15 protein-coding genes are annotated in these 23,522 nt (G+C 62.3%); 9 read left to right on the top strand and 6 right to left on the bottom strand.

Translation table 11 applies throughout. The features are described 5' to 3' along the window. The 4 genes from rplL to T281_RS09150 all read left to right on the top strand — a co-directional run. Positions 1 to 358: 50S ribosomal protein L7/L12 (gene rplL / locus T281_RS09165; RefSeq protein ID WP_081796700.1), on the top strand; the 358-nt coding region annotated here is incomplete at its 5' end. Between the two features lie 226 nt (positions 359 to 584). Beyond that, on the top strand, positions 585 to 4,751 hold the full coding sequence (rpoB, locus tag T281_RS09160; protein ID WP_037237576.1) for a DNA-directed RNA polymerase subunit beta: 4,167 nt from the start codon (positions 585 to 587) through the stop codon (positions 4,749 to 4,751). 137 nt (positions 4,752 to 4,888) lie between these two features. Further along, entirely contained in the window at positions 4,889 to 9,115 is a 4,227-nt protein-coding gene (rpoC, locus tag T281_RS09155; RefSeq protein ID WP_037237574.1) for a DNA-directed RNA polymerase subunit beta', read from the top strand. Between the two features lie 100 nt (positions 9,116 to 9,215). Continuing rightward, positions 9,216 to 10,394 carry a hypothetical protein gene (locus T281_RS09150; RefSeq protein WP_155955179.1) on the top strand — a complete coding sequence of 393 codons (1,179 nt, stop codon included), beginning with the start codon at positions 9,216 to 9,218 and terminating at the stop codon, positions 10,392 to 10,394. 114 nt (positions 10,395 to 10,508) lie between these two features. Here the strand turns inward: T281_RS09150 and T281_RS09145 are convergent, their stop codons facing one another. Together T281_RS09145 and T281_RS17680 are read right to left on the bottom strand one after the other, a co-directional pair. Further along, positions 10,509 to 11,474, bottom strand: a complete 966-nt coding sequence (locus T281_RS09145; protein ID WP_052037301.1) for an alpha/beta fold hydrolase — start codon at positions 11,472 to 11,474, stop codon at positions 10,509 to 10,511. After that, a complete protein-coding gene (locus T281_RS17680) occupies positions 11,471 to 14,239 on the bottom strand; it encodes a lytic transglycosylase domain-containing protein (protein WP_052037300.1) in 2,769 nt (922 codons plus the stop codon). The genes T281_RS09145 and T281_RS17680 overlap by 4 nt, the downstream gene beginning before the upstream one ends. Before the next feature lie 241 nt (positions 14,240 to 14,480). Here T281_RS17680 and dapA point away from each other — a divergent pair, with 241 nt between their 5' ends. The 3 genes from dapA to T281_RS09125 all read left to right on the top strand — a co-directional run bounded on the left by dapA (position 14,481) and on the right by T281_RS09125 (position 16,855). Continuing rightward, positions 14,481 to 15,368: a 4-hydroxy-tetrahydrodipicolinate synthase gene (gene dapA / locus T281_RS09135; RefSeq protein WP_037237569.1), complete on the top strand. Its 888-nt coding sequence runs from the start codon at positions 14,481 to 14,483 to the stop codon at positions 15,366 to 15,368. A 3-nt stretch (positions 15,369 to 15,371) separates the two neighbouring features. Continuing rightward, a complete protein-coding gene (smpB, locus tag T281_RS09130; protein ID WP_013420234.1) occupies positions 15,372 to 15,848 on the top strand; it encodes an SsrA-binding protein SmpB in 477 nt (158 codons plus the stop codon). 611 nt (positions 15,849 to 16,459) lie between these two features. Then, positions 16,460 to 16,855: a hypothetical protein gene (locus tag T281_RS09125; RefSeq protein WP_037237566.1), complete on the top strand. Its 396-nt coding sequence runs from the start codon at positions 16,460 to 16,462 to the stop codon at positions 16,853 to 16,855. Between the two features lie 165 nt (positions 16,856 to 17,020). Here the strand turns inward: T281_RS09125 and T281_RS09120 are convergent, their stop codons facing one another. Continuing rightward, positions 17,021 to 18,832 carry a thiamine pyrophosphate-binding protein gene (locus T281_RS09120; protein ID WP_081796698.1) on the bottom strand — a complete coding sequence of 604 codons (1,812 nt, stop codon included), beginning with the start codon at positions 18,830 to 18,832 and terminating at the stop codon, positions 17,021 to 17,023. A gap of 223 nt (positions 18,833 to 19,055) precedes the next feature. Beyond that, positions 19,056 to 19,922, bottom strand: a complete 867-nt coding sequence (locus T281_RS09115; RefSeq protein WP_037237563.1) for a class I SAM-dependent methyltransferase — start codon at positions 19,920 to 19,922, stop codon at positions 19,056 to 19,058. 119 nt (positions 19,923 to 20,041) lie between these two features. Here T281_RS09115 and T281_RS09110 point away from each other — a divergent pair, with 119 nt between their 5' ends. Together T281_RS09110 and T281_RS09105 are read left to right on the top strand one after the other, a co-directional pair. Then, positions 20,042 to 20,305, top strand: a complete 264-nt coding sequence (locus T281_RS09110) for a hypothetical protein (protein WP_037237560.1) — start codon at positions 20,042 to 20,044, stop codon at positions 20,303 to 20,305. A 69-nt stretch (positions 20,306 to 20,374) separates the two neighbouring features. Next, a complete protein-coding gene (locus T281_RS09105; protein WP_037237557.1) occupies positions 20,375 to 20,869 on the top strand; it encodes a YaiI/YqxD family protein in 495 nt (164 codons plus the stop codon). A gap of 28 nt (positions 20,870 to 20,897) precedes the next feature. Here the strand turns inward: T281_RS09105 and T281_RS09100 are convergent, their stop codons facing one another. Together T281_RS09100 and T281_RS09095 are read right to left on the bottom strand one after the other, a co-directional pair. After that, positions 20,898 to 22,613 (bottom strand): DEAD/DEAH box helicase, encoded by a 1,716-nt coding sequence (locus T281_RS09100; protein WP_420834875.1) that lies wholly within the window; start codon positions 22,611 to 22,613, stop codon positions 20,898 to 20,900. A gap of 436 nt (positions 22,614 to 23,049) precedes the next feature. Beyond that, positions 23,050 to 23,522: chemotaxis protein CheW (locus T281_RS09095; protein WP_037237554.1), on the bottom strand; the 473-nt coding region annotated here is incomplete at its 5' end.

The following is a 23,522-nucleotide window of genomic DNA, read 5'->3' as shown; positions in this document are numbered from 1 at the left end:
TCAGGAACTGTCGGGTCTGACGGTTCTCGAAATCTCCGAGCTGGTGAAGCTCCTCGAAGACAAGTGGGGCGTGTCTGCGGCTGCGGCCGCGCCGGTGTTCGCCGGCCCGATCCCCGGAGCGGCAGCGGCGGCAGAAGAAGAAGAGAAGACAGAATTCGACGTCATTCTCACCGATGCCGGCGCTCAGAAGATCAACGTCATCAAGGAAGTCCGCGCTATCACGGGTCTCGGCCTGAAGGAAGCGAAGGATCTCGTTGAGGGCGCGCCGAAGGCGATCAAGGAAGCCGTGTCCAAGACCGAAGCCGAAGAGATCAAGAAGAAGATCGAAGCGGCAGGCGCGAAGGTCGATATCAAGTAAGAATGCGGGCGGCCGGGTTCGCCCGGCCCTCGTTTCTGGACTGCATCGGCCCTCGGGTGCCTTGGTTCGGCCTAAAAAAAGGCGGGATAGGGGTGCCCGACAGGGCTTGAAAATCGTTAATGGGATGCCATATCAGGAGGCTTCCCAAGAAATAGGCTCTATCGCGACGCCCGAATCGCTAAGGCGTGCAGGACAAGCCGCCGCCCGGTGAAAATGAGGAGATCAAATGGCGCAGACGTTTATCGGCCGTAAACGTATTCGCAAGCGCTTCGGGAATATCGCCGACGCCGCCGAAATGCCGAATTTGATCGAGGTGCAGAAGCAGTCCTACGATCAATTTCTCATGGTGCAAGACCCGGTTGGCGGGCGCGCGAACACCGGTTTGCAGGCGGTCTTTGCCTCGATCTTCCCCATAAAGGATTTTTCGGACAAAGCGCAACTCGAATTTGTCCGCTATGACTTCGAGCCGCCGAAATATGACGTAGATGAATGCCAGCAGCGAAGCATGACCTTCGCCGCGCCGCTAAAGGTAAAGTTACGCCTGATCACCTTCGACGTCAACGAGGAGACCGGCTCCCGGTCCGTCCGCGACATCAAGGAGCAGGACGTCTATATGGGCGACATCCCGTTCATGACGTCGAACGGCACCTTCGTGATCAACGGCACGGAGCGCGTGATCGTTTCGCAGATGCACCGTTCGCCGGGCGTGTTCTTCCACCACGATGGCGGCAAGAGCCACTCCTCGGGCAAGCTTTTGTTTGCGGCGCGCATCATCCCCTATCGTGGCTCGTGGCTTGATTTCGAGTTCGACGCGAAGGACATCGTCTATGCGCGTATCGACCGCAAGCGCAAGCTTCCGGCGACGACGCTGCTTTACGCGCTGGGCATGAACAACGAGGAAATCCTCGAAACCTTCTACAATCGCATTTCCTTCGAGGCGACGAAGCAGGGCTGGCGCACTGCTTTCGTGCCAGACCGCATGCGCGGCCTCAAGGCGACGCAGGATATTTACGACGCCGATACCGGCGAAGTTGTCATTGAGGCGGGCAAGAAGTTGAATGCGCGTCTCGTGCGCCAACTCGCCGAGCGCGTGAAGTTCATCGCGGTGCCGGACGAGGCCCTGTTCGGCCGCTATCTCGCCGAAGACATCGTCAACATGACGACGGGCGAGATCTACGCCGAGGCGGGCGACGAACTCGACACCAAGGTGCTCGACAAGCTCCGCGATGTTGGCGTCGAAGAGCTGCCTGTGCTCGACATCGACCATGTGAACACCGGCTCGTTCATCCGCAATACGCTCCATCTCGACAAGAACCAGAACCAGCAGGACGCGCTGTTCGACATCTACCGCGTCATGCGTCCGGGCGAGCCGCCCACAGAAGACGCGGCGCGCGCGCTGTTCAAGAGCCTGTTCTTCGACGAGGAGCGCTACGACCTGTCCTCGGTCGGCCGCGTGAAGATGAACATCCGTCTCGACATCAAGCAGTCGGACGAGATGCGCATCCTTACGAAGGACGACATCATCTCCGTTATCCGCACGCTGGTCGATCTGCGCGACGGTCGCGGCGAGGTTGACGACATCGACAACCTCGGCAATCGGCGCGTCCGCTCCGTCGGCGAGCTGATGGAAAATCAGTACCGCCTCGGCCTGCTCCGCATGGAGCGTGCTATCCGCGAGCGTATGTCATCGGTCGATATCGACACGGTGATGCCGCAGGATCTCATCAACGCGAAGCCTGCGAGCGCCGCAGTGCGCGAGTTCTTCGGCTCGTCGCAGCTTTCGCAGTTCATGGACCAGACGAACCCGCTCTCCGAGATCACGCACAAGCGGCGTCTCTCGGCGCTTGGACCCGGCGGTCTCACGCGTGAACGCGCAGGCTTCGAAGTCCGCGACGTGCATCCGACGCATTACGGCCGCATCTGTCCGATCGAAACACCGGAAGGCCCGAATATCGGCCTTATCAACTCGCTGGCGACGTTCGCGCGAGTCAACAAGTACGGCTTCATCGAAAGCCCGTATCGCAAGGTCGTGGACGGCAAGGTGACGGACGAAGTCATCTACCTTTCCGCGATGGAAGAGGCGCGCTGTCACATCGCCCAGGCGAATGTGAAGCTCAACGACGACAACAGCTTCGCCGAAGACCTCATCATCTGCCGTCACCAGGGCGACGTGTCGCTCGTGGCGAAGGAGAAGGCGGACTTCATCGACGTGTCGCCGAAGCAGGTCGTGTCCGTGGCCGCCGCGCTGATTCCGTTTCTTGAGAACGACGACGCGAACCGCGCGCTCATGGGCTCGAACATGCAGCGTCAGGCCGTGCCGCTCATCCGCGCCGAGGCGCCGCTCGTCGGCACCGGCATGGAAAGCGTCGTGGCGCGAGACTCTGGCGCCGCGATCGGGGCTAAGCGCTCCGGCATCATCGATCAGGTGGACGCCACCCGTATCGTGATCCGTGCCACCGACGAGACCGACCCTTCGAAGTCGGGCGTGGACATCTACAACCTGCGCAAGTTCCAGCGCTCGAACCAGAACACCTGCATCAACCAGCGTCCGCTGGTGCGTGTCGGCGACCGCGTCGAGCAGGGCGACATCATCGCGGACGGTCCCTCGACCGAACTCGGCGATCTGGCGCTCGGCAAGAACGTGCTCCTCGCCTTCATGCCGTGGCAGGGCTACAACTTCGAAGACTCGATCCTGCTGTCTGAGCGCATCGTTTCGACGGACGTCTTCACCTCGATCCATATCGAGGAATTTGAAGTCTCCGCGCGCGATACGAAGCTTGGACCGGAGGAAATCACGCGCGACATTCCGAACGTCTCGGAAGAAGCGCTGAAGAACCTCGACGAAGCGGGCATCGTTTACATTGGCGCGGAAGTGCAGCCGGGCGATATTCTCGTCGGCAAGATTACGCCGAAGGGCGAAAGCCCGATGACGCCGGAAGAAAAGCTTCTGCGTGCCATCTTCGGTGAGAAGGCGTCCGACGTGCGCGACACCTCGCTCCGCCTGCCGCCCGGCGTCGCCGGTACGGTGGTGGAAGTGCGTGTGTTCAATCGCCACGGCGTTGAAAAAGACGAGCGCGCGATGGCCATCGAGCGCGAGGAAATCGAGCGTCTCGCGAAGGACCGCGACGACGAACTGCACATCCTCGACCGCAACGTCTACGGCCGTCTTCGCGATATCCTCATCGGCAAGGAAGTCGCGCGCGGTCCGAAGGGTCTGCGCAAGGGCACCGAGGCGAACGAGGAGCTTCTGTCCGAAGTTCCGCGGAGCCAGTGGTGGGATATCGCGCTCAAGGACGAGCAGGCGATGTCCGGCATCGAGGCCATCCGCCGTCAATACGACGAGGCCAAGAAGCGGCTCGAACAGCGCTTTGTGGACAAGATCGACAAGCTGAAGCGCGGCGACGAGCTTCCGCCCGGCGTGATGAAGATGGTCAAGGTCTTCGTCGCGGTGAAGCGCAAGATCCAGCCCGGCGACAAGATGGCCGGCCGCCACGGCAACAAGGGTGTGGTCAGCCGCATCGTGCCGATCGAGGACATGCCGTTCCTCGAAGACGGCACGCATGTCGACATCGTGCTGAACCCGCTCGGCGTGCCAAGCCGCATGAACGTGGGCCAGATCCTCGAAACCCACCTTGGTTGGGCGTCGCGCGGTCTTGGCAACATGATCAACAAGGGGCTTGCGGTCTATCGCGAGCAGCACCGCATCGACGAGCTGCGTCAGGCCGTGGAGATCTCCTACAAGGGCGACCCATCGGTTCCGAATTTCACCGACGACCAACTGGTCGAACTCGCCGAGAATCTCGGCAAGGGCGTCCCGGTGGCGACTCCGGTGTTCGACGGTGCGCGCGAAGCCGACATCAATGCGATGCTCAAGGCGGCGGGTCTCGACACGTCGGGGCAGGTCACGCTGTATGACGGACGCTCGGGTGAGCCGTTCGACCGCAAGGTGACGGTGGGCTACAAGTACCTTTTGAAGCTGCATCACCTTGTCGACGACAAGATCCATGCACGCTCGATCGGGCCTTACAGCCTTGTCACGCAGCAGCCACTCGGCGGTAAGGCTCAGTTCGGCGGCCAGCGCTTCGGTGAAATGGAAGTGTGGGCGCTCGAAGCTTACGGCGCGGCATACACGCTTCAGGAAATGCTGACCGTGAAGTCGGACGACGTGGCGGGCCGCACGAAGGTCTACGAAGCCATCGTGCGCGGCGACGACACGTTCGAAGCGGGCGTTCCAGAAAGCTTCAACGTGCTCGTGAAGGAAATGCGCGCGCTCGGCATGAACGTGGAACTGAAGCAGACCCGGGGCGCGAACGAACCGGCACCGGAGCCGTCGTCACGGCCTCCGCAGTTCCAGTTGCCGAAGCGGCCAAAGACGCAGCAGGCCGCAGAATAGAAACAAGTGCGGGTACCGGCTTCGGCTGGTGCCCGCATCGGCGTTTCAAGGAAATTGGCGAGGCGCAGCTTCGCAGTCCGCCAAACGGGGCGGACATCGGTCGGAGAAGCCGCGGAAGCGGCTCATAGGAGCGACGAATGAATCAAGAGATCACGAATCTCTTCAGCCCGCAGGTGCCAACTCAGGTATTCGACCAGATTCGCATCTCGATCGCAAGTCCGGAAAAAATACTCTCGTGGTCTTACGGCGAAATCAAGAAGCCCGAAACCATTAATTACCGCACGTTCAAGCCCGAACGCGACGGCCTGTTCTGCGCGCGCATCTTCGGCCCGATCAAAGACTACGAATGTCTTTGCGGCAAGTACAAGCGCATGAAGTACAAGGGCGTTATCTGCGAAAAATGCGGCGTGGAAGTGACGCTCACCAAGGTGCGTCGCGACCGCATGGGCCATATCGAACTGGCCTCGCCGGTCGCGCATATCTGGTTCCTGAAGTCGCTGCCGTCGCGCATCGGCCTTCTGCTCGACATGGGCCTGAAGGATCTCGAACGCGTGCTCTATTTCGAGAACTACGTCGTCATCGAGCCGGGGCTGACGCCGCTCAAGGCGGGTCAGCTTCTGACCGAGGAAGACTTCAACAAGGCGCAGGAAGAGTACGGCGAGGACGCGTTCCAGGCGGGCATCGGCGCCGAAGCCGTTCGCGACATGCTCATGGCGCTGAACCTTGAGCAGATGCGCGAGCAGATCCGCCAGGAAATCGCCGAAGCCACGACCGAACTCAAGCCGAAGAAGCTCGCCAAGCGGCTGAAGGTGATCGAAGCGTTCATCATGTCCGGCAACCGGCCGGAATGGATGATCATGAAGGTCATCCCGGTGATCCCGCCGGAGCTGCGCCCGCTCGTGCCGCTCGATGGCGGCCGCTTCGCGACATCCGATCTGAACGACCTTTATCGGCGCGTCATCAACCGTAACAACCGTCTCAAGCGGCTGATCGAGCTGCGCGCGCCGGACATCATCATCCGCAACGAGAAGCGCATGCTTCAGGAAGCGGTGGATGCGCTGTTTGACAACGGTCGTCGCGGCCGCGTCATTACGGGCGCCAACAAGCGTCCGCTGAAGTCGCTCGCCGACATGCTGAAGGGCAAGCAGGGCCGCTTCCGTCAGAACCTTCTCGGCAAGCGCGTCGACTATTCCGGCCGCTCCGTGATCGTGGTGGGACCGGAACTCAAGCTCCACCAGTGCGGCCTGCCGAAAAAGATGGCGCTCGAATTGTTCAAGCCGTTCATCTATTCGCGGCTCGACGCGCAAGGTTACTCGGCAACCGTGAAGCAGGCGAAGAAGCTCGTCGAGAAGGAGCGCCCCGAGGTCTGGGACATCCTTGACGAAGTCATTCGCGAGCATCCGGTGCTGCTAAACCGCGCGCCGACGCTCCACCGACTCGGCATTCAGGCGTTCGAGCCTGTGCTGGTCGAGGGCAAGGCGATCCAGCTTCACCCGCTCGTCTGCGCGGCGTTCAATGCCGACTTCGACGGCGACCAGATGGCCGTGCACGTCCCGCTGTCGCTCGAAGCGCAGCTGGAAGCGCGCGTGCTCATGATGTCGACCAACAACATTCTGCACCCGGCAAACGGTCAACCGATCATCGTGCCCTCGCAAGACATCGTGCTCGGGCTCTACTATCTCTCGATCCTGAAGGAGAAGGAGCCGGGCGAAGGCAGCCTCTTCGGCAGCGTTGCCGAAGTTCAGCACGCAATCGCCGCGGGCGCTGTGACCCTGCACGCGAAGATCAAGGGCCGCCACATCGGCGTGGACGAAAACGGCAAGCCGCAATCGAGGGTCTACGACACGACGCCGGGCCGCCTCATGCTTGCGGAGATGCTGCCGCAAAAGCCGGGCATCAGCTTCGACCTCGTCAACAGACTGCTGACGAAGAAGAACATCGGCAAGGTGATCGACGCCGTCTACCGCTCCTGCGGTCAGAAAGAGACGGTCATCTTCTGCGACCGGATTATGGCGCTCGGCTTCCATCATGCCTATAAAGCGGGCATCTCCTTCGGCAAGGACGACATGCTCGTTCCGGAAACGAAGAAGAAGATCATCGGCGACACCGAAGCTCTCGTGCTCGACTACGAGCAGCAGTACAACGACGGCCTCATCACGCAGATGGAGAAGTACAACAAGGTCGTCGACGCCTGGGCGAAGTGTACGGACCGCATCGCGAAGGAGATGATGGACCGCATCTCGGCCGTTCAGTACGACAAGGAAACCGGCCGCGAGAAGCAGATCAATTCGGTTTACATGATGGCCCACTCGGGCGCGCGTGGTTCCGAAAAGCAGATGCGTCAGCTTGCCGGTATGCGCGGCCTCATGGCGAAGCCATCGGGCGAAATCATCGAGACGCCGATCATCTCCAACTTCAAGGAGGGGCTGTCGGTTCTCGAATACTTCAACTCGACTCACGGCGCGCGAAAGGGTCTCGCGGACACGGCGCTCAAGACGGCGAACTCGGGTTACCTCACCCGCCGTCTCGTCGACGTGGCGCAGGACTGCATCGTGACAGAACACGATTGCGGCACCGACAAGGGCATCAAGCTGGGGGCGGTGATCGACGCGGGCGAAGTGCTCGTGTCGCTCGGCGACCGTATCCTCGGCCGCGTGCCCGCCGACGACGTGGTGCATCCCTCAACGGGTGCTATCATCGCTCCGGCCGGCGAGATCATTACCGAGCTGGAGGCGCGGCTTCTCGATGAGGCGCAGGTGCAGGAGGTGCGCATCCGCTCAGCTCTCACCTGCGAACTCAAGAACGGCATCTGCGGCAAATGCTACGGCCGCGACCTTGCTCGCGGTACGTCGGTCAACATCGGCGAAGCGGTCGGCGTCATCGCGGCGCAGTCCATCGGCGAGCCGGGCACGCAGCTCACGATGCGCACGTTCCACATCGGCGGTACGGCGCAGGTTGCGGATAACTCGTTCATCGAGAGCAACTTCGCGGGCAACGTGGAAATCCGCAGCCGCAACGCGGCTCGGGACAGCCAGGGGCGTCTGGTGGCCTTGGGCCGCAACATGGCGGTCATCATCAAGGACGCTGACGGTCGAGAGCGCGCGGTTCACAAGATTGCGCAGGGCTCTCACCTGAAGGTGGACGATGGCGACGTCGTGAAGCGCGGCCAGCGTCTGGCGGAGTGGGATCCCTATTCGCGTTCGATCCTCACGGAAACCGATGGCGTGGTCGAGTTCGAAGACCTGCTGGATGGCATCTCGGTCAACGAACAGTCCGACGAAACGACGGGTATCACAAACCGCGTCATCGTCGACTGGCGCGCTAACCCGCGCGGCTCGGCATTGCGCCCGGCCATCGTGATCAAGGACAAGGTCGGCGGCAAGGTTCTCAAGCTGGCGCGCGGCGGTGAGGCTCGCTACCTGCTTTCGGTGGAAGCGATCCTTTCCGTGGAGCCGGGGCAGAAGGTGAAGGCGGGCGACGTGCTGTCACGTATCTCGCTCGAAAGCGCCAAGACACGCGACATCACGGGCGGTCTGCCGCGCGTGGCGGAGCTGTTCGAGGCACGTCGTCCGAAGGATCACGCGATCATCGCGGAGATCTCCGGCACGGTGCATTTCGGCCGCGACTACAAGAACAAGCGCCGCGTCCTTATCCAGCCGGATGAGGAAGGGCTCGATCCGGTCGAATATTTGCTGCCGAAGGGCAAGCACCTCGCTGTGCAGGAGGGCGACCGCATCGAAAAGGGCGAGTTTATCCTCGACGGTAACCCGGCCCCGCACGACATCCTGGCGATCAAGGGCGTGGAAGAACTTGCGTCGTTCCTCGTCAACGAAATTCAGGAGGTCTATCGTCTGCAAGGCGTGACGATCAACGACAAGCATATCGAAGTCATCGTGCGTCAGATGCTCCAGAAGGTCGAAGTGACCGACGCGGGCGACACCGAGTTCCTCAAGAACGAGCAGGTCGACAAGATCGAGTTCGACGAGATGAACGTTATGGTCGAGCAAGCGGGCGGGCGTCCGGCGACGGCGGTGCCGGTGCTTCTCGGCATCACGAAGGCCAGCTTGCAAACGCGGTCGTTCATCTCGGCGGCCTCGTTCCAGGAGACGACGCGCGTCCTAACGGAAGCGGCGCTCAACGGCAAGGTCGATACGCTCGACGGGCTGAAGGAGAACGTCATCGTGGGCCGCCTCATTCCGGCAGGTACGGGCGGCATGATCAGCCAGCTTCGCCGCGTGGCAAGCCACCGCGACGACCTCATTCTTCAGGAGCGGAACAAGGGGGGTGCGAAGGCGTTGCCCACCGTTCCGGGGGGCGAATCAGTCGCCCCGGGTGTGCCGCTTGAGGTGCAGGTTGTCGAATAGATGACAGCCTAAAGGACGAAAAAAGCCCGGCTTATGGCCGGGCTTTTTGATTCTGACACGGTGCAAGCAAAAAAAGCGGCGAAAAAGCGCCCTCAATCCCTTGGAATATCTGAATCCTTCCGTTAAAGTCGCATTTACCGACGAGATGATGCTGGTTTGCATCGGGTGTTTGGCGGCACCTGTCGGGGGCGGGGACCTTACGATAGCGTTTGATCAATCCTGGTGGAGACTTCGGCCTCTGACTATGCAGGACATAAAACAGTTAACTCGGTGGAGCGCCCCTCCGATGAGGTTAGGGAACGTAAGCCTGCCCGTATTAGCGTCTGCCGTGCTTTGTCTCGGCGCGCTGATCAGCCCCGCACACGCGGTGCCGTCGCAGCCATGGTATCTGGCGGCCTTCGATCACGTCATGCGCGTCCTCGTCAACAGCGAAGCGCCAGCGGTTCAGATGGCGAGCGGCTCGGCCGAGCAACAGCATAACGTGGATCCAGCTTATTACAGCCGCGTTACGAAAGAAGCGGGCACGATCACGCTCCGCGGCAACGTGCCGTCAGATGGCGATCTCAAGGTGCTGCAAGGCGTCGCAGCCGCCATCGCGCCGGGTGCCTCCGTTGTCGATAGAACGCGCATCAATCCCGGCGTCCCGAACCGCGACGTCTGGCTGGCGGCCATGACATTCGCCCTTCGTCAGATGGGGAAACTGAACACCGGCTCCGCATCCTTGAAGAATGCCGCGATTACTATCGAGGGCGTGACGAACGCGGATGATGATTTCGCCGTCATCCAGAAGAAAGTCCGAGAGGAAGCGCCCAAGGGATTGAATTTGCAGGTCGCGCTCAAGCCGCACGACGTTCGCCCGTTCGTCTGGCTGGCGCAATTGCAGCAGGGCGCTGTCCATCTCAGCGGCCATGTACCGTCTGAGCAGGACAAGGTCATCTTCGGCCACGCACAAGTTCTGTTTCAAAACCTGACGATCAACAGCAGCATGGAAGTGGCGAAAGGCGAGCCGAAAGGCTGGATCGAGGCCACGAAGGTTTCACTTGAAATGCTGTCGTTGCTCTATTCCGGCAGTGTGGCTATCAGCGAAACCGTTGTTAAGATCGACGGGATTTATTCATCCCCGGCCATGGTCGACCTGCTGAAAGTTTACAGCAAAAGGCTGCCCGAAGGCTTCACACTCGAAACCAACATTCTGGAACCTGTGGCGCGTGCGCCCGCTGCGCGTGCCGAGGATATGAGCTTCGTGGCCCATCAGGCGCGCGCCTCCTACAATCCGTGAGGTTTCGGCTCGTTAGCGCAATCGGCTTTGCGTCGCTTGTGGTGCGGGTCTGGCGATAAGATCATGCTCATGAAAGTCCGAGCGGCATCTTGTTTCGGCTAAAGGCGATCTCCCCTAAACCGAAAATATCTCTTGCGGCTCGGGAAGTGGCGGGCGCGGCACCGCGTGCCACGTAGAATCGGCGTCGATCAGGAAATCCGCGATAAGCCGCTCGCTGAAACGGTCTTTCAAGAGCGGCGCGTGACCTTCGTTCGGGATGAGCACAGGCGTCAGGCGCGGGTGTCGGGCTTGCATTTCCTGCACCGTCGCCGCCGACAGCAGGTCGGAATGCTCGCCGCGAATGACCATCACCGGGACGGATCGCAAGGACTCGAAATGCTCCCACATCGTCGGGACGGGCTTCGAAATGTCGATCTCCGACAGCGCCTTGCCAATATTCGGATCGTAGGACGGCGCGGGTCGTCCTTCCGCGTCCTCGTTGAAAAGCTGGCGCGTCCATGACCGCCATCCCGCACTGTCGAGCGCAGTGAACTGGCGCTTGTTGATGTCGCGGACGACGCGCAGAGCCTCGTCCCAATCTGCGGGCACGGGGATCTTCCCGGTGTAGCCCATGATACGCGCGAGGCCCGCCGTTTCGATCACTGGGCCGATGTCGTTCAAAATGGCGCACCCGATCGCTGCGGGACGCGTGATGGCGAGCAACATGGTGATGATGCCGCCCCGCGAGGTGCCGAGCACAGCGACGTCGGACAAGCCGCGCAGCGTGAGAAACGCCTCGATGTCCTGAAGCTCGATGAGCGCCGAGTAATTCCGCCAGTCCTTGTCCCACTCGGACCGCCCGCGCCCGCGATAATCGAGGCAATAGACGGCGCGCGGGTGCGTCGGATGCGTGGACAGCGCTACGGCGAGGTCGTGAAAGTCGCGGCCGTTGCGGGTCAGCCCGGCGAGGCAAAGGAGCGGCCGCGCAGGCGCATCGTCGCTGCCGTATTTGCGGACATACAAAACGAGATCGTCATGGCTGCGGTAGAAGATGTCTTCCGTTTGGGGAACCGCTGCGCCAGTCGATCCGTATGTCGTCATTGTGCGTCGTCCCTCACCGCTGGTTCATCGTCTTCGCTGGTGCTGCCGCTCAGGTCCGCGATATGCGGAATACGCCCTGGCCGTCCGCGATGCAGATCTTCCACAAGCTGGAATTTTGCCTTTCCACTTTCAAGACGGCAACGATAAAGCTGCACGCTTTCCAGAATGCGCTGCACATAATTTCGCGTTTCGGTGAACGGGATGCGCTCAACCCAATCGACCGGATCGGCGTTGCGCGCGCGCGGATCGCCGAAATCCTTGATCCATTGCCTCACGCGGCCCGGACCGGCGTTGTAGGCGGCGAGCGTCAGCACATAGGAGCCATCGTAGCCGTCGTAGAGCTTGGCGAGGAAGGCGGAGCCGAGCGTCACGTTATAGGATGGGTCCGAAACAAGCCGCCCGAGGTCGTATTTCATGCTGTTCGACGACGCCACGAGCTTCGCCGTTTGCGGCATAAGCTGCATCAGGCCGCGCGCGCCGACACTGCTGACGGAGCCGGTGTTGAACTCGCTTTCCTGACGCGTCAGGGCGTTTAGCAGCGAAACCTCAAGCTTGTCGTTGTCGCCAAGCGTGTCGAACTTAGGAAGCAGGGTCGGGAAGGCGTAGGCCTCGACCGGATAACCGCGCAGAAGCGCGATCTTCGCGGCGCGGATCGCCAGATGTGGCGGCGCGATGCGCTCCAAAAGCTCCAGCATCAGAACGATCTGTTCCGGGTCGGTAAGCTGGCGGGCAAGGTCGAGCGATGACAGGACGAGCACCGACGTCATGTCGAGCTGCTTCGCGATGACGAGTGCCTTGAACGCGTCTTCCTTCACGAAAGCGGCGATAGCTTCCTTCGACGGCTTGAGAGGCGCGCGGAACTCGCAGGCAGGCTGCCGCTCCAGCGCTTGACGCGCAAGCGAACCGTAATAGGTATGCGCCCGGTCGGCGGCCTCCTTGAACAGGCGCTCGGCGTCCTTGCGCTTGTCGAGTTCGAGCCGCGTCCGGGCGAGCCAGAATGCGGCGCGTGCCTCGTCCCGAGAGAAGCCCTTGACCGCATAGGCTGCCTCGAAATGCTTCTCCGCGAGCTTCGTGTCCTTCAGGAAGCGCAGCGCGATCCAGCCGGACAGGAACTGCGCTTCCGACAGGTCTTCGGCGCCGAGCTGCCCATGCGTCGACGCGATGGCATAGGCCGTCCCCACGCGGTCGTCATTCAGCGCGCGGCGAACCTCTGTGCGGCGGAAATCCCACCATTTGTCCGGGTCGGCGAAGTCGGCTTTTTCGGGATCGACCGAGCGCAGGATGGACCACAGACGGTCGTCCTCCTTCGCCTTGCGCAGCGATTTCAGCCGCGCCAGCAGCGAGAGCGGACCGCGCGAAAGCTCCTTGCGAATATCGACGGCGTCCTCTTTCGCCTTGTCCTGAAGCGTAGGCTTGGCAGGCTTGTCATCCTTCGCGGCGGCGGCTTTATCGCCCGTCTTCGGATCGGTTGGCGCCGCTTCCGGCTTGGCGTTCGCGTCTGTTTTTGCCTCGGGCTTGGTCTCGGCCTTGTCGTCCGCTTTTGGCTCGGCTCCATCAGCCTTCTTGTCAGCGACCTTCGCTTCTTCCGTTTTCATCGCCGCGAGATGCAGACGCGATGACGCGGCGAGACGGGCGGTCCCGCCGAGCAGCGCTGCATGCTGCGTCGACGTTGCGGGCGCGGCTTCGCTCTGACGTTTTTTCTTCGTGCGGCCGGTCGACTTCCCCTTCCGGCCGCCGCGTCCGTGTATCGCCTTGCCGCCGGAGCGCTTCGCGCGCGCTCGCGCGGCGCCCTTGATGCCCTTGGCATCGCTCGCCGTCACCTTGGGGTCGTCCTTGGCTTGGGCGCGGGCATCGAGCATTGCCGTGCGCACGCGCCGGTCCTCATCGGTGAGAAGCGATCCGAAGCGCTGCTCGAAGCGGTCCTGCGCGGCGGGATCGAATGGGTAGCGGCTCCAGGCGTAGCGCACGAGGGTCACGCCGCGCTCGCGCTCGCCGGTGTCGATCAGCGCGCCACCGAGGGCAGAGGTGCCCGCGCCGGAGACCGGTTTGCGGTTCATGAAGAACTTCAGAACTGTGGCGGCGGGAGCGTTCGCGAGGAACAGGTTCTTTTCGATGGTCGGATCGACGGGCGGTTCCGGGAACAGTGGGTTCGCGGCGCGGAACGCCATCGTGTCGTCGAAGTCGGAGGCCGCGCGCACGCGCCGCCATTCGGCGAAGCTCCGTGCGGACGGGTCGGAAATCCTCTCGATCGCGTCGCGCGCGGCGGAGTCGTTGCCCTTCGCTGCGGCGGCAAGCACGTCCTTGATCGCGGCTGTGTCGCTATCGCTGAGCCGGTATGACAGCACCGGGTCGAGCGACGCAGTCATGTCCTCTTTCGGGAACGGCTTCGGAAATCTGAGATCGACGGCGGGTACGAGGGAGGTCTCGCCTTTCCGTGGCTCCATGGCTGGCGGCGATGCCGGCGTACCGTCGGAACGCACTGATGGCGACGTTTGCACCGCGACGGGCGTCGGCTTGAGGCTCAGGCCACGGTCCATCGCAGGCGTCGGCGCGGGCGTGGTTGCGGCGAATTTCGAGGGCTTTGTCTCCCCCGCCGATTGAGGTTTTGACGCAGTTGACGCGGAAACGGAAGGCTCTTTTTGCGAGGGCAGAAGGTAAGGTACGAAGCTCACCGCAAAAAAGCCAAGCGCCGAGCCGATGATGATCGCCTTCAGGAAGCGAAAGCGATCGGCGGGGGCGTTGGGTTTGGAGTCCAGCGTTGACATTTCCCTATTGAGTGACGGATTTTCGTTGGCAGCGGGTCCCATCAAACCTATGGTTTTGCCTCGTCAAGGATTTCACAAGGCTACCTGCATACGCTGTCATGATTGATGGTCGTTTAATCCGGCAATACAATGACAAGCTCGGCGACGGCTCAAGGAACTAATTCGGGGAAATGATACCCCGGTTAACGGGTCGTTAGGCTTTTCCGTAAAAATGACAGCATTCAGGTGAGGATGGGACGAGATGTTCAAGGGCTCTTTTACCGCGCTTATTACGCCGTTTGAAGGCGATGGCGTCGATTACGATGCCTTCGCGCGCCTTGTCGAATTTCAGATCCAGTCAGGCACACACGGCCTTGTTCCGGTCGGCACGACGGGCGAATCCCCCACACTGAGCCACGAAGAGCATGAGCGCGTCGTTGAGACGTGTATCGCTGCCGCGAAAGGCCGCGTGCCGGTAATCGCGGGCGCGGGCTCCAACAGCACGGCGGAAGCCGTCATGCTGTCGCGGCATGCGCAGAAGGCGGGCGCCGACGCCGTGCTCATCGTCACGCCATACTACAACAAGCCGACGCAGGAAGGGCTTTACCAGCACTTCAAGGCGGTCAACGACGCGATCGAGATCCCGATCATCATCTACAACATTCCGGGGCGCAGCGTGATCGACATGTCGGTCGCGACTATGGCGCGGCTGTTCGAACTGAAGAACATCGTTGGCGTGAAGGACGCGACCGCGTCGCCCGTGCGCGCAAGCCAGCAGCGCGCGGTGCTTGGGCCGGACTTCGTTCAGCTCTCGGGCGAGGACGGCACAGCGCTTGCCTTCAATGCGCATGGCGGCCATGGCTGCATTTCCGTCACGTCGAACATTGCGCCGAAGCTCTGCTCCGATTTCCAGAACGCCTGCATCGCGGGCGATTACGCGAAGGCGCTGGAACTGCACGACCTTCTGATGCCGCTGCATGATGCGCTGTTCGTCGAAACGAACCCGGTGCCGGTGAAGTATGCGGCGTCGCGGCTTGGCCTTTGCAAGCCGGATACGCGCCTCCCATTAACCCCGCTGTCCGAAGCCTCGAAGGCGCGCGTAGACGCCGCGCTCGATAAGGTCGGCCTGCTGCATAGCGAGGCCGCGTAAGCAATGGCAGCGCCCGCCGCGACATCCGTTCGCAAAGTCGTAGCCGAGAACAGGAAGGCCCGCTTCTCGTACTTCATTGACGACACCTTCGAGGTGGGTATCGCGCTCGGCGGTTCCGAGGTGAAGTCTTTGCGTCAGGGCAAGGCCAATATCGCCGAGTCCTACGCGACGGCGCAGGGCAGCGAAATCTTTCTGATCAACGCCTATATTCCCGAATATCTTCAGGCGAACCGCCTGAACCACGAGACGCGCCGCCCGCGCAAGCTCTTGCTCCACAAGCGAGAGGTGAACAAGCTCATGGGCGCGATCCACCGCGAAGGCATGACGCTCGTGCCGCTGCGGATCTACTTCAACGATCGCGGCCGCGCGAAGCTCGAACTCGCTCTCGCGCGAGGCAAGAAGCTCCACGACAAGCGCGAGACGGAAAAGAACCGCGACTGGGAACGCCAGAAGGGCCGCCTCATGCGTGATCGCGGCTGACGCACAGCGCGAGCGGAGCGCCGCGTTCCGCCCTTTCGTTTTCCCCGATCTACTTGGCAAAGACTTCCAAAATCGCTCGCCGCCATCCCGATCCGACGCACCGCGAGCGGTGAAAAACGCCGCGCGCGGAGAGGCGCGTTTCGTCGCATCGCTCCGTCTGCGCCGTTACCCCTTTGTCACAGACTGCCTTTTCTTGCGCGCCTGGCGGGTGCGTTGTCGCAGCGTTGGCGACGCGAAGCAGGCGTTGATCTCGTTTTTTATGTCAGCTCCACGCAAGGTTGTTCGGAAATGATTGCGCTAACATCTGTTTTTGACGAATCACCCCGTTAATCGCCCCTTGTGTGTGTATAAACATGCACGCGTGTGTATAGACCGACATACTATTGCACCTTTCTCACACGTTCTGAGCTTTCGTGCATTTCGTTTTGGCTAAATTGCGGAATTAACGAAATAGTAACCAGTTCAGTTGTTGTTAGGAGGGGTCCTATTCTGAAGCTCACCGGTATCGTCGCCGCGCCGCATCAGCCAAACGCAACACACGGGGAATTGCTATGACTCAGATTAACACCCGGACGATCGTCGTCCTGTTGGCGTGTTTTGTGGCGTTAGTAGTGCTTGTTAAGTCCCAGCACGGCCGCGTTTCCGCCGCCGTCATTCCGCAAGCTTCCGTCGTCAAGACGGCAGCCGCCGAAGCGCCCAAGGCCGTCCAGGCAGTGGCCTACAGGGTTGCTTCCGGCATTCAGGTCATTCCTGCCGAGAAGTGCAATATCGCCCTCAAGAGCGGCGGCGCTTTCGCCGTTCTCGCCGAGCCAGTCGCCTGCAACGGCGTCGCCATCGAATCCGTGAAGATCAACGTCGCCGAGAAGCCCTGCGCGGCCGCGGGCAAGTCGGACTTCCGTACGCTCAGCCACTCCACGGTTCTCAACGGCAAGTTCGGCGTCTACGTCGAGAACAAGCCTCAGGCGCGCTGCTTTGAAGTCGCCGAGATCACGGGCAAGTATCTTTGAGATCACGGGCAAGTATCTTTGATACAGCCCCTAACGAAGATGCGGGAGGCGGAAGCGCCGCCTCATCCGCGAAAAGAACCAAAAGGCGGCCACCTCGGCCGCCTTTTTGCATTTGATCCGCTTCCGGAATTCTCATCGGGGGGCATGCGCTCTTGCGCCGCCTCCTCACATCGAGATCGACCCTTCGCGGAAGCTGGTCCGGTCGAGCCACACATTGACCAGCACCGGCTTTCCGGCTTTCGCAGCAGCACGCGCACGCCGAAGCGCTTCGGGCACCTCCGCATTCGTCTTCACCAGAATACCCTCCGCGCCGAAGCCCGCCGCAACCTCGTGATAGGCCGTGCGCGCCAGCACGGTGCCAACGTCGTCGCCCAGCACCTTCTCCTGCTCGCGCGCGATCTGCGTCCAGCCTGCATCGTTGCCGACGACCGCGATCACCGGAATGCCATGCCGCACGAAGGTGTCGAATTCCGCGAGGCTGTAGCCGCAAGCACCGTCGCCGAACAGCACCCAGATTTCCGCGTCCGGCCGCGCCAGCGCCGCTCCGAGCGCGAAGCCCGCACCGACGCCGAGCGTGCCGAATGCGCCGGGATCGAGCCATGTCAACGGCCCACGAGGGCGCACGATGTACGATGCCGTCGCGACAAAATCGCCACCATCCGCCACGAAAATCGCGTTGTCGCCCGCTTCCCGGTCGAGCGCGCGAAAGAAGGCGACGGGGTTCACATGCGGGCCTTCGCTTGCCGCTTGCGCGTCGATATCGGCTTCGCGGGCTGCATCGCGAGCACGAAGCGACGCGAGCCAGTCGTCGCGGTGAATGCGGCCCCTCTCGGCGAGCGCGCGCAGGAACAGCGCCGCGTCTCCGATTGCTTCGATAGTGGCGCGGCGATTGAGGCGCGCATCCTTGCGGCTGCGGTTGGCCGCGATCAGCGTGGCCGTGTTGCGGATCTGCTTGCCATAGTCGAGCCGGAAATCGCACGGCACGCCCGCGAGGATCACGCAGTCGGATTCCTTCAGCGCGTTGCGCCGCTGATGTCGCAACTGGAGCGGATGATCGCGGCCCAAGAGCCCGCGCGCCATGCCCGACAGGTAGACCGGGATGCCGAGCCGTGTGATCGCTTCGGCCAGCGCCGCCGCGTCCGTGCCCGTCGCGAGTGCCTGACTGCCGATGATGGCGAGCGGCCGTTCCGCTTTCGAGAGCGCTGCCGCCGCTGCATTCACGCTCGACGACGCCGGGGTGGGAATGCGGATCTTTCGCGGGCGTGGAGTAGCGGTCGTTTTCGCGCCGCCGAACATTTTTTCCAAATGCCGGTTGAGATAAAACCGCAGCGCCCGCGCGCCGAGAGACTGCCCCCTGCCGCCCGCCTCCGCGTACCACTGGCGCACGAGCGCTTCGGGATACAGCAGGTCGATGGGGCATTCGATGAACGCCGGTCCCTGCACACCCTCGCGTGCCACGGCGAACGCGTCCTCCAACGCCGGGCCGATGTCGCGCACGCGGCGGACCTGCTTCACGGTCTTTACATGAGGCGCGACGACGGGGCGCTGGTCGATGTCCTGCAGCGCGCCGCGCCCTTGCAGCATGGTCGGTGCCGCGCCGCCGAACAGGATCAGCGGCGATTGTGCAAGCTGCGCGTTCTTGAGCGGTGTGACGATGTTGGTAAGGCCGGGGCCTGCGGTCACGGCGGCGACGCCGGGCACGCCCGACAGCCGAGCCATGGCGTCGGCAGCGAAAGCGGCCGTGGCTTCGTGGCGCGTGTCGACGATGCGAATGCCCGCATCCTTCGCGCTAATGAGGATCGGCGAGATATGCCCGCCGCACAGCGTGAAGATCGCCGTCGCGCCCTGCGCCTTCAGCGATGCCGCGATTACGTCGCCAGCATGCCGCGCCGAGTTCGCCGGCACCTCACCCTGTGCATCGCCTCTGCTCGCGGCGACGCGGTCGCGCGTGTCCCCCTTTTCCAGCGCTACGGCCATCGATTCCTCCCCTTACCCGGCGCGTCTTGGCGCGCAGCCGTGGCGAGGGGCAGTCTATACCCGGAAGGTGGTGCGCTCTACGAGCCTATGGTCGGGGATTACGCCAGTGGTCCGATTTCCGGCATTTGCTTACCTTTGCAGCACGCTCGCGAGCAAATGCCGGAATCACAAGCACCACTAGCAACTCTATGATTCTCGTGGAGCTTCTGAATTTGATCAAATGTCAAATTCGCTCCACTAGCGCGGTGACGATCCATGCGTTGCCTTCGATGAACACGCCGCCGTCCTCGGCGCGCTCCGCGAACGCCGCGCGCACGGCCTCCCGCGCCTGCTCGCGCACGTCGCCCTGCAATTCGGCCAGCACGCGCGAGAATGGCCCGGTTTCGAAGGCCTGCTCCACGGCGTCCTCGATGGCCCCGTCGCGCGTTTCGCCGACGCCGTAGAGCATCCGGCAGCCGAACGGTTCGAGCGCGATGTGCGAAAATCCGGCGGCCGACAGAATGGACGTCACGCGCGCTGGATCGCCGAAGGAGAATGGACCCGGCGCATTCGGCTCGGCGGGCGGCGCGGGCGGTATGAGCCCCTTCACCGCGCGGGCGGGCAGGCTCACCAGCTCATTTTCGGCCGCCGGACGCCAGCACACAAAGCACAGCCGCCCGCCCGCCTTCATCGCGTTATGCAGGTTGGCGAATGCGGCGACCGGGTCGGCAAAGAACATCACGCCGAAGCGCGAGAAAAGAAGATCGAACTGCGCGCGTGGCAGGGCATGTGTTGCGGCGTCGGCCAGTTCAAAGCGGACCGCCAGGCCGGGCGCGGCCGTCGCGGCACGCTTGCGCGCAAGCCTCAGCATCGGTTCGGAGATGTCCACACCGAGCACGCCGCCGCTTGCGCCGACCTTCTCCGCGAGTTGGAATGTCGTCGTCCCCGCGCCGCAGCCCACATCGAGCACGGTTTCGCCCGGCTTCGGCGCGGCCTTATCAAGCGCGGCGCGGCCAAGCGGCGCAAGCATGCGGTCGATGCGCTCGTGGTTGACCACCCAGATTTCGCCCTTGCGCCCGTTCCATTCCGCGCCTCGACCGTTTTCCGCCATGGCCGGTTCTCCTTTTTTCGCTCTGATGCATAAAAGCGCCGAGCTTGACAATATCAAGAACGAAGCGATTTCTTTGACGGTGCCCACTTTGCGTTTTTATTATTGTCTGGAGAGAGCCGATGAATTTCCGTGTCAAAACGATTGCCTTGCTTGCTTCGCTTGCCCTGACTTCAACCGCCTCCGCCGCCCGGCCCGAATGCGATATCGCATCGGACCTCTACAATCAGGCGGTCGAAGACGTCGCCGAGAAGATGGGCGCCTACAGGCAATGCCTTGCGGAAAGCGAGGGTGCCGACAATTGTTCGACGGAGTTCAAGCGGCTCAGGTCTGCTCAGGACAACCTCGAATCCGCTGTTGGCGACGTGCAGAACGATTGTTACTGAGTCATAGGCAAGGCTGCGGCGGTATTCGCGCCCGCCGCACGTTGGCGCGAAAGAGACAGGGAGCAGCATTTGACCGAGCCTGCCAGGCCGATCACAATATATGTCGACGCCGACGCATGCCCGGTGAAGGCGGAGGTTTACCGCGTGGCCGAGCGGTGCGCGCTCAAGGTCTATGTGGTGAGCAACAGCGCGATCCAGATTCCGAAATCGCCTCTGATTGAGCGCGTGCTCGTCGGCAGCAATGCCGATGCGGCCGACGATTGGATCGCAGAGCGCGTATCCCGGGGCGCCATAGTCATTACCGCAGATGTGCCGCTCGCGCATCGCTGCGTGAGGGCAGGTGCGGATGTCATCTCGCCGACCGGCCGCGCGCTGACGGATGCCTCGATCGGGATGGCGCTCGCCACACGCGATCTCATGGCCGATCTTCGATCTGCGGGGCAAGTCACCGGCGGGCCGAAACCATTTCAACCGCGCGACCGAGCCAATTTTCTGTCGGCGCTCGATCTTGCGGTTGTCCGTCTGAAGCGCGACGGCTTCGGCGGCGTGACGGGGATCGCCTGAGCGGTTCCCCGTCTTTTGCCCAGCCGATTTAGGCCTTGCGCGCGTCCGCCGCAGTCTGCGGCGGTTTCCTGCCGCGTGCGCCCGGCATCTTGCGGCTTCTTTTCATTGCGCCCGACCGAGGTGAATCCGCGTAGCTTGCGCGCGGCTCGGGTCGCCCGTTCATCGGCACAATCGTGATCGTGTCGTCGCGCCGTCCCGTTTGGGCAAGGGCGCGGGTGAAGTCGGGCGCGGCGCGCGCGCTTACCTCGAACATGCTTTCGCCCTCAAGAATCTGGATAGCGCCGATCTCCCGGCTTGTGACATCGCCGGCCTTGCAGATGAGGGGCAATATCCAGCGCGGCTCGGCGCGCTGCTTCCGTCCAACCGAAACCCGAAACCAGACGCCGCCCTCGAAATCGCCGCGCGGGGCCTCGACTTCGCTGGCGTCGCGTCCGCTGTCCACGAACTCTTCCGGTGTCGGGCGACGCGTCTGATTCTGGCGGAAGAACGCCGCCGCGATTTGCTCGGGGCTTTTTGTGGCGAGCAGATCGCGCGCGAAATCAGCTTCTTCGTCGGTGAGGGGGCCTTCCAGCGAAGGGTCGTTCATGAGTCGTTCGCGGTCGCGCTGGATGATCGTCTCGGCGCTCGGAACCGGCATCCACGACACCTTCACCTTCGCGGCCTGCAGCAGCTTGTCGACGGTCCGGCGCTTGCTGTGCGGCGTGATGAGAACGCTGACGCCGCTTCGGCCAGCGCGCCCGGTTCGCCCGCTACGATGCAGAAGCGCCTCGCCGTCCTTCGGCAAATCGGCGTGAATGACAAGGTCGAGGCTTGGCAGATCGATGCCGCGTGAGGCCACGTCTGTCGCGACACACACCTGCGCCCGGCCGTCGCGCATCGCCTGAAGCCCGCGCGTGCGCTCGGTCTGGCTCAGTTCGCCCGAGAGCGCCACGACGCCGAACCCGCGATTGCCGAGGCGGCTCGCAAGATGCTTCACGCCCTCGCGCGTGGTGCAGAAGACGAACGCGCTGCTCGCCTCGAAGAAGCGCAAGACATTGATGACGGCATTTTCCCGTTCGCCCGATGCAACGGCCACCGCGCGATAATCGATGTTGGCGTGTTGCGTCGCGCCGGTATTGGCGGAAATCCTGATCGCGTTTTTCTGAAAGCGCCGGGCGAGGGTTTCAATCGGTTTCGCCACCGTCGCCGAAAACATAAGTGTGCGCCGCTCCGGCGGGGCCGCCTTGAGAATGAACTCCAGGTCTTCCCGGAAGCCCAGATCGAGCATTTCGTCGGCTTCATCGAGAACCATGGCGCGCACGGACGCCATGTCGAGCGAGCCGCGCGTGATGTGATCGCGAAGGCGTCCCGGCGTGCCGACGACGATATGCGCGCCGCCCGCGAGCGACCGGCGTTCCTGCCGCATGTCCATGCCGCCGACGCATGACGCTATTCTCGCGCCTGCGGGTGCGTACAGCCATTCGAGTTCGAGGCGCACTTGCAACGCCAGCTCGCGCGTGGGTGCAACGAGGACGGCGAGCGGCTCGGAGCTGGCCGGGAAGCGATCTTCCCCGCGCAGCAAGGTCGACGCCATGGCGAGACCGAAAGCGACGGTCTTCCCGGAGCCAGTCTGCGCGGAAACGAGAAGGTCGGATTCGCCGACACCTTCTTCGAGCACGGCGCGCTGCACGTCGGTCAGCGTCGTATACCCTTGTTTGGCAAGCGCCTCCGCGAACAAGGGAGGCACTCCATCAATAGTCATCATGTGAAGCGCTTTCGGTTCTCAATTCAGGGCGGCGGAGGATATGTCGTCAATCCTTAGCGGCAATTGGGGGCAGGCAGCTAAAGCTTTCGACAGCCTTATAAACGGCTGAGGCAGCTTTTTGACCGCGAAGCATGTTTGTGAGGGTAGCGTAAAATGGCAGCTTTGCGAAGTTTACGCAACTTCCACGGCTTGTGATCGCGAGCGGCATCCGCAAAGCAGAGTTTTGGGGGCTTGGGCCCGAAAGGGGCGGAACAAACTCCAACGCCTGTGAGGCTCAGGCTTAAGCCTGTCACGCAGCCTCCAAAGAGCGCCTATAGGGGGGCGGCATCGAAAGCGTCGCTCCCGTTTGAGACCATCAATTGCTTAAGAGCCACCGAGGATCGCAGAAGCCAGAGGCCGAAGATGCGGCCGTGGGATACGGGGGGGGTAGCTACGACTATATCGCCTGGCGCGGTTCGCTCACCTGTGCCATCAGCTGATTGAACAGCAGCGTCTTGTCCAGAATGGGAATGAGCCCGATCTCCGCAAAATACATCTCCCGCGCGAAATGTATTTTGCGGCTCTTGAAATGCGGCGGCACTTCGGCTCGGCCCATTTCCGGCAATGTCAGCACGTCGCCGATTTTATCCACGAGCAGAGCGATGCATTCGTTGCGAACTTCCAGCGCAATCGCGTATTTTTCAGTTCGCCCTGCTTTCGGCTGAAGACCCAACCACTCGCGCAGGTTCACCGTGACCACAATGCGCCCGCGCAAGTTTGTCAGGCCGATGAAACCGCCTCGTACCGATGGCACGGGAGTGACTTCGCCGAGGCTGAATATCGTTGGCGCATCGGCGACGCTTATGCCGTAAACTTGGTTTGCGACAAAAACGGTGAAAAAATCCGCCCTTATGTGAGCCGAAGCGGCGG

This window comes from Rhodomicrobium udaipurense JA643 (assembly GCF_000636015.1).
GTDB lineage: Bacteria > Pseudomonadota > Alphaproteobacteria > Rhizobiales > Rhodomicrobiaceae > Rhodomicrobium > Rhodomicrobium udaipurense.
This window is presented reverse-complemented; position numbering and strand designations above follow the sequence as displayed.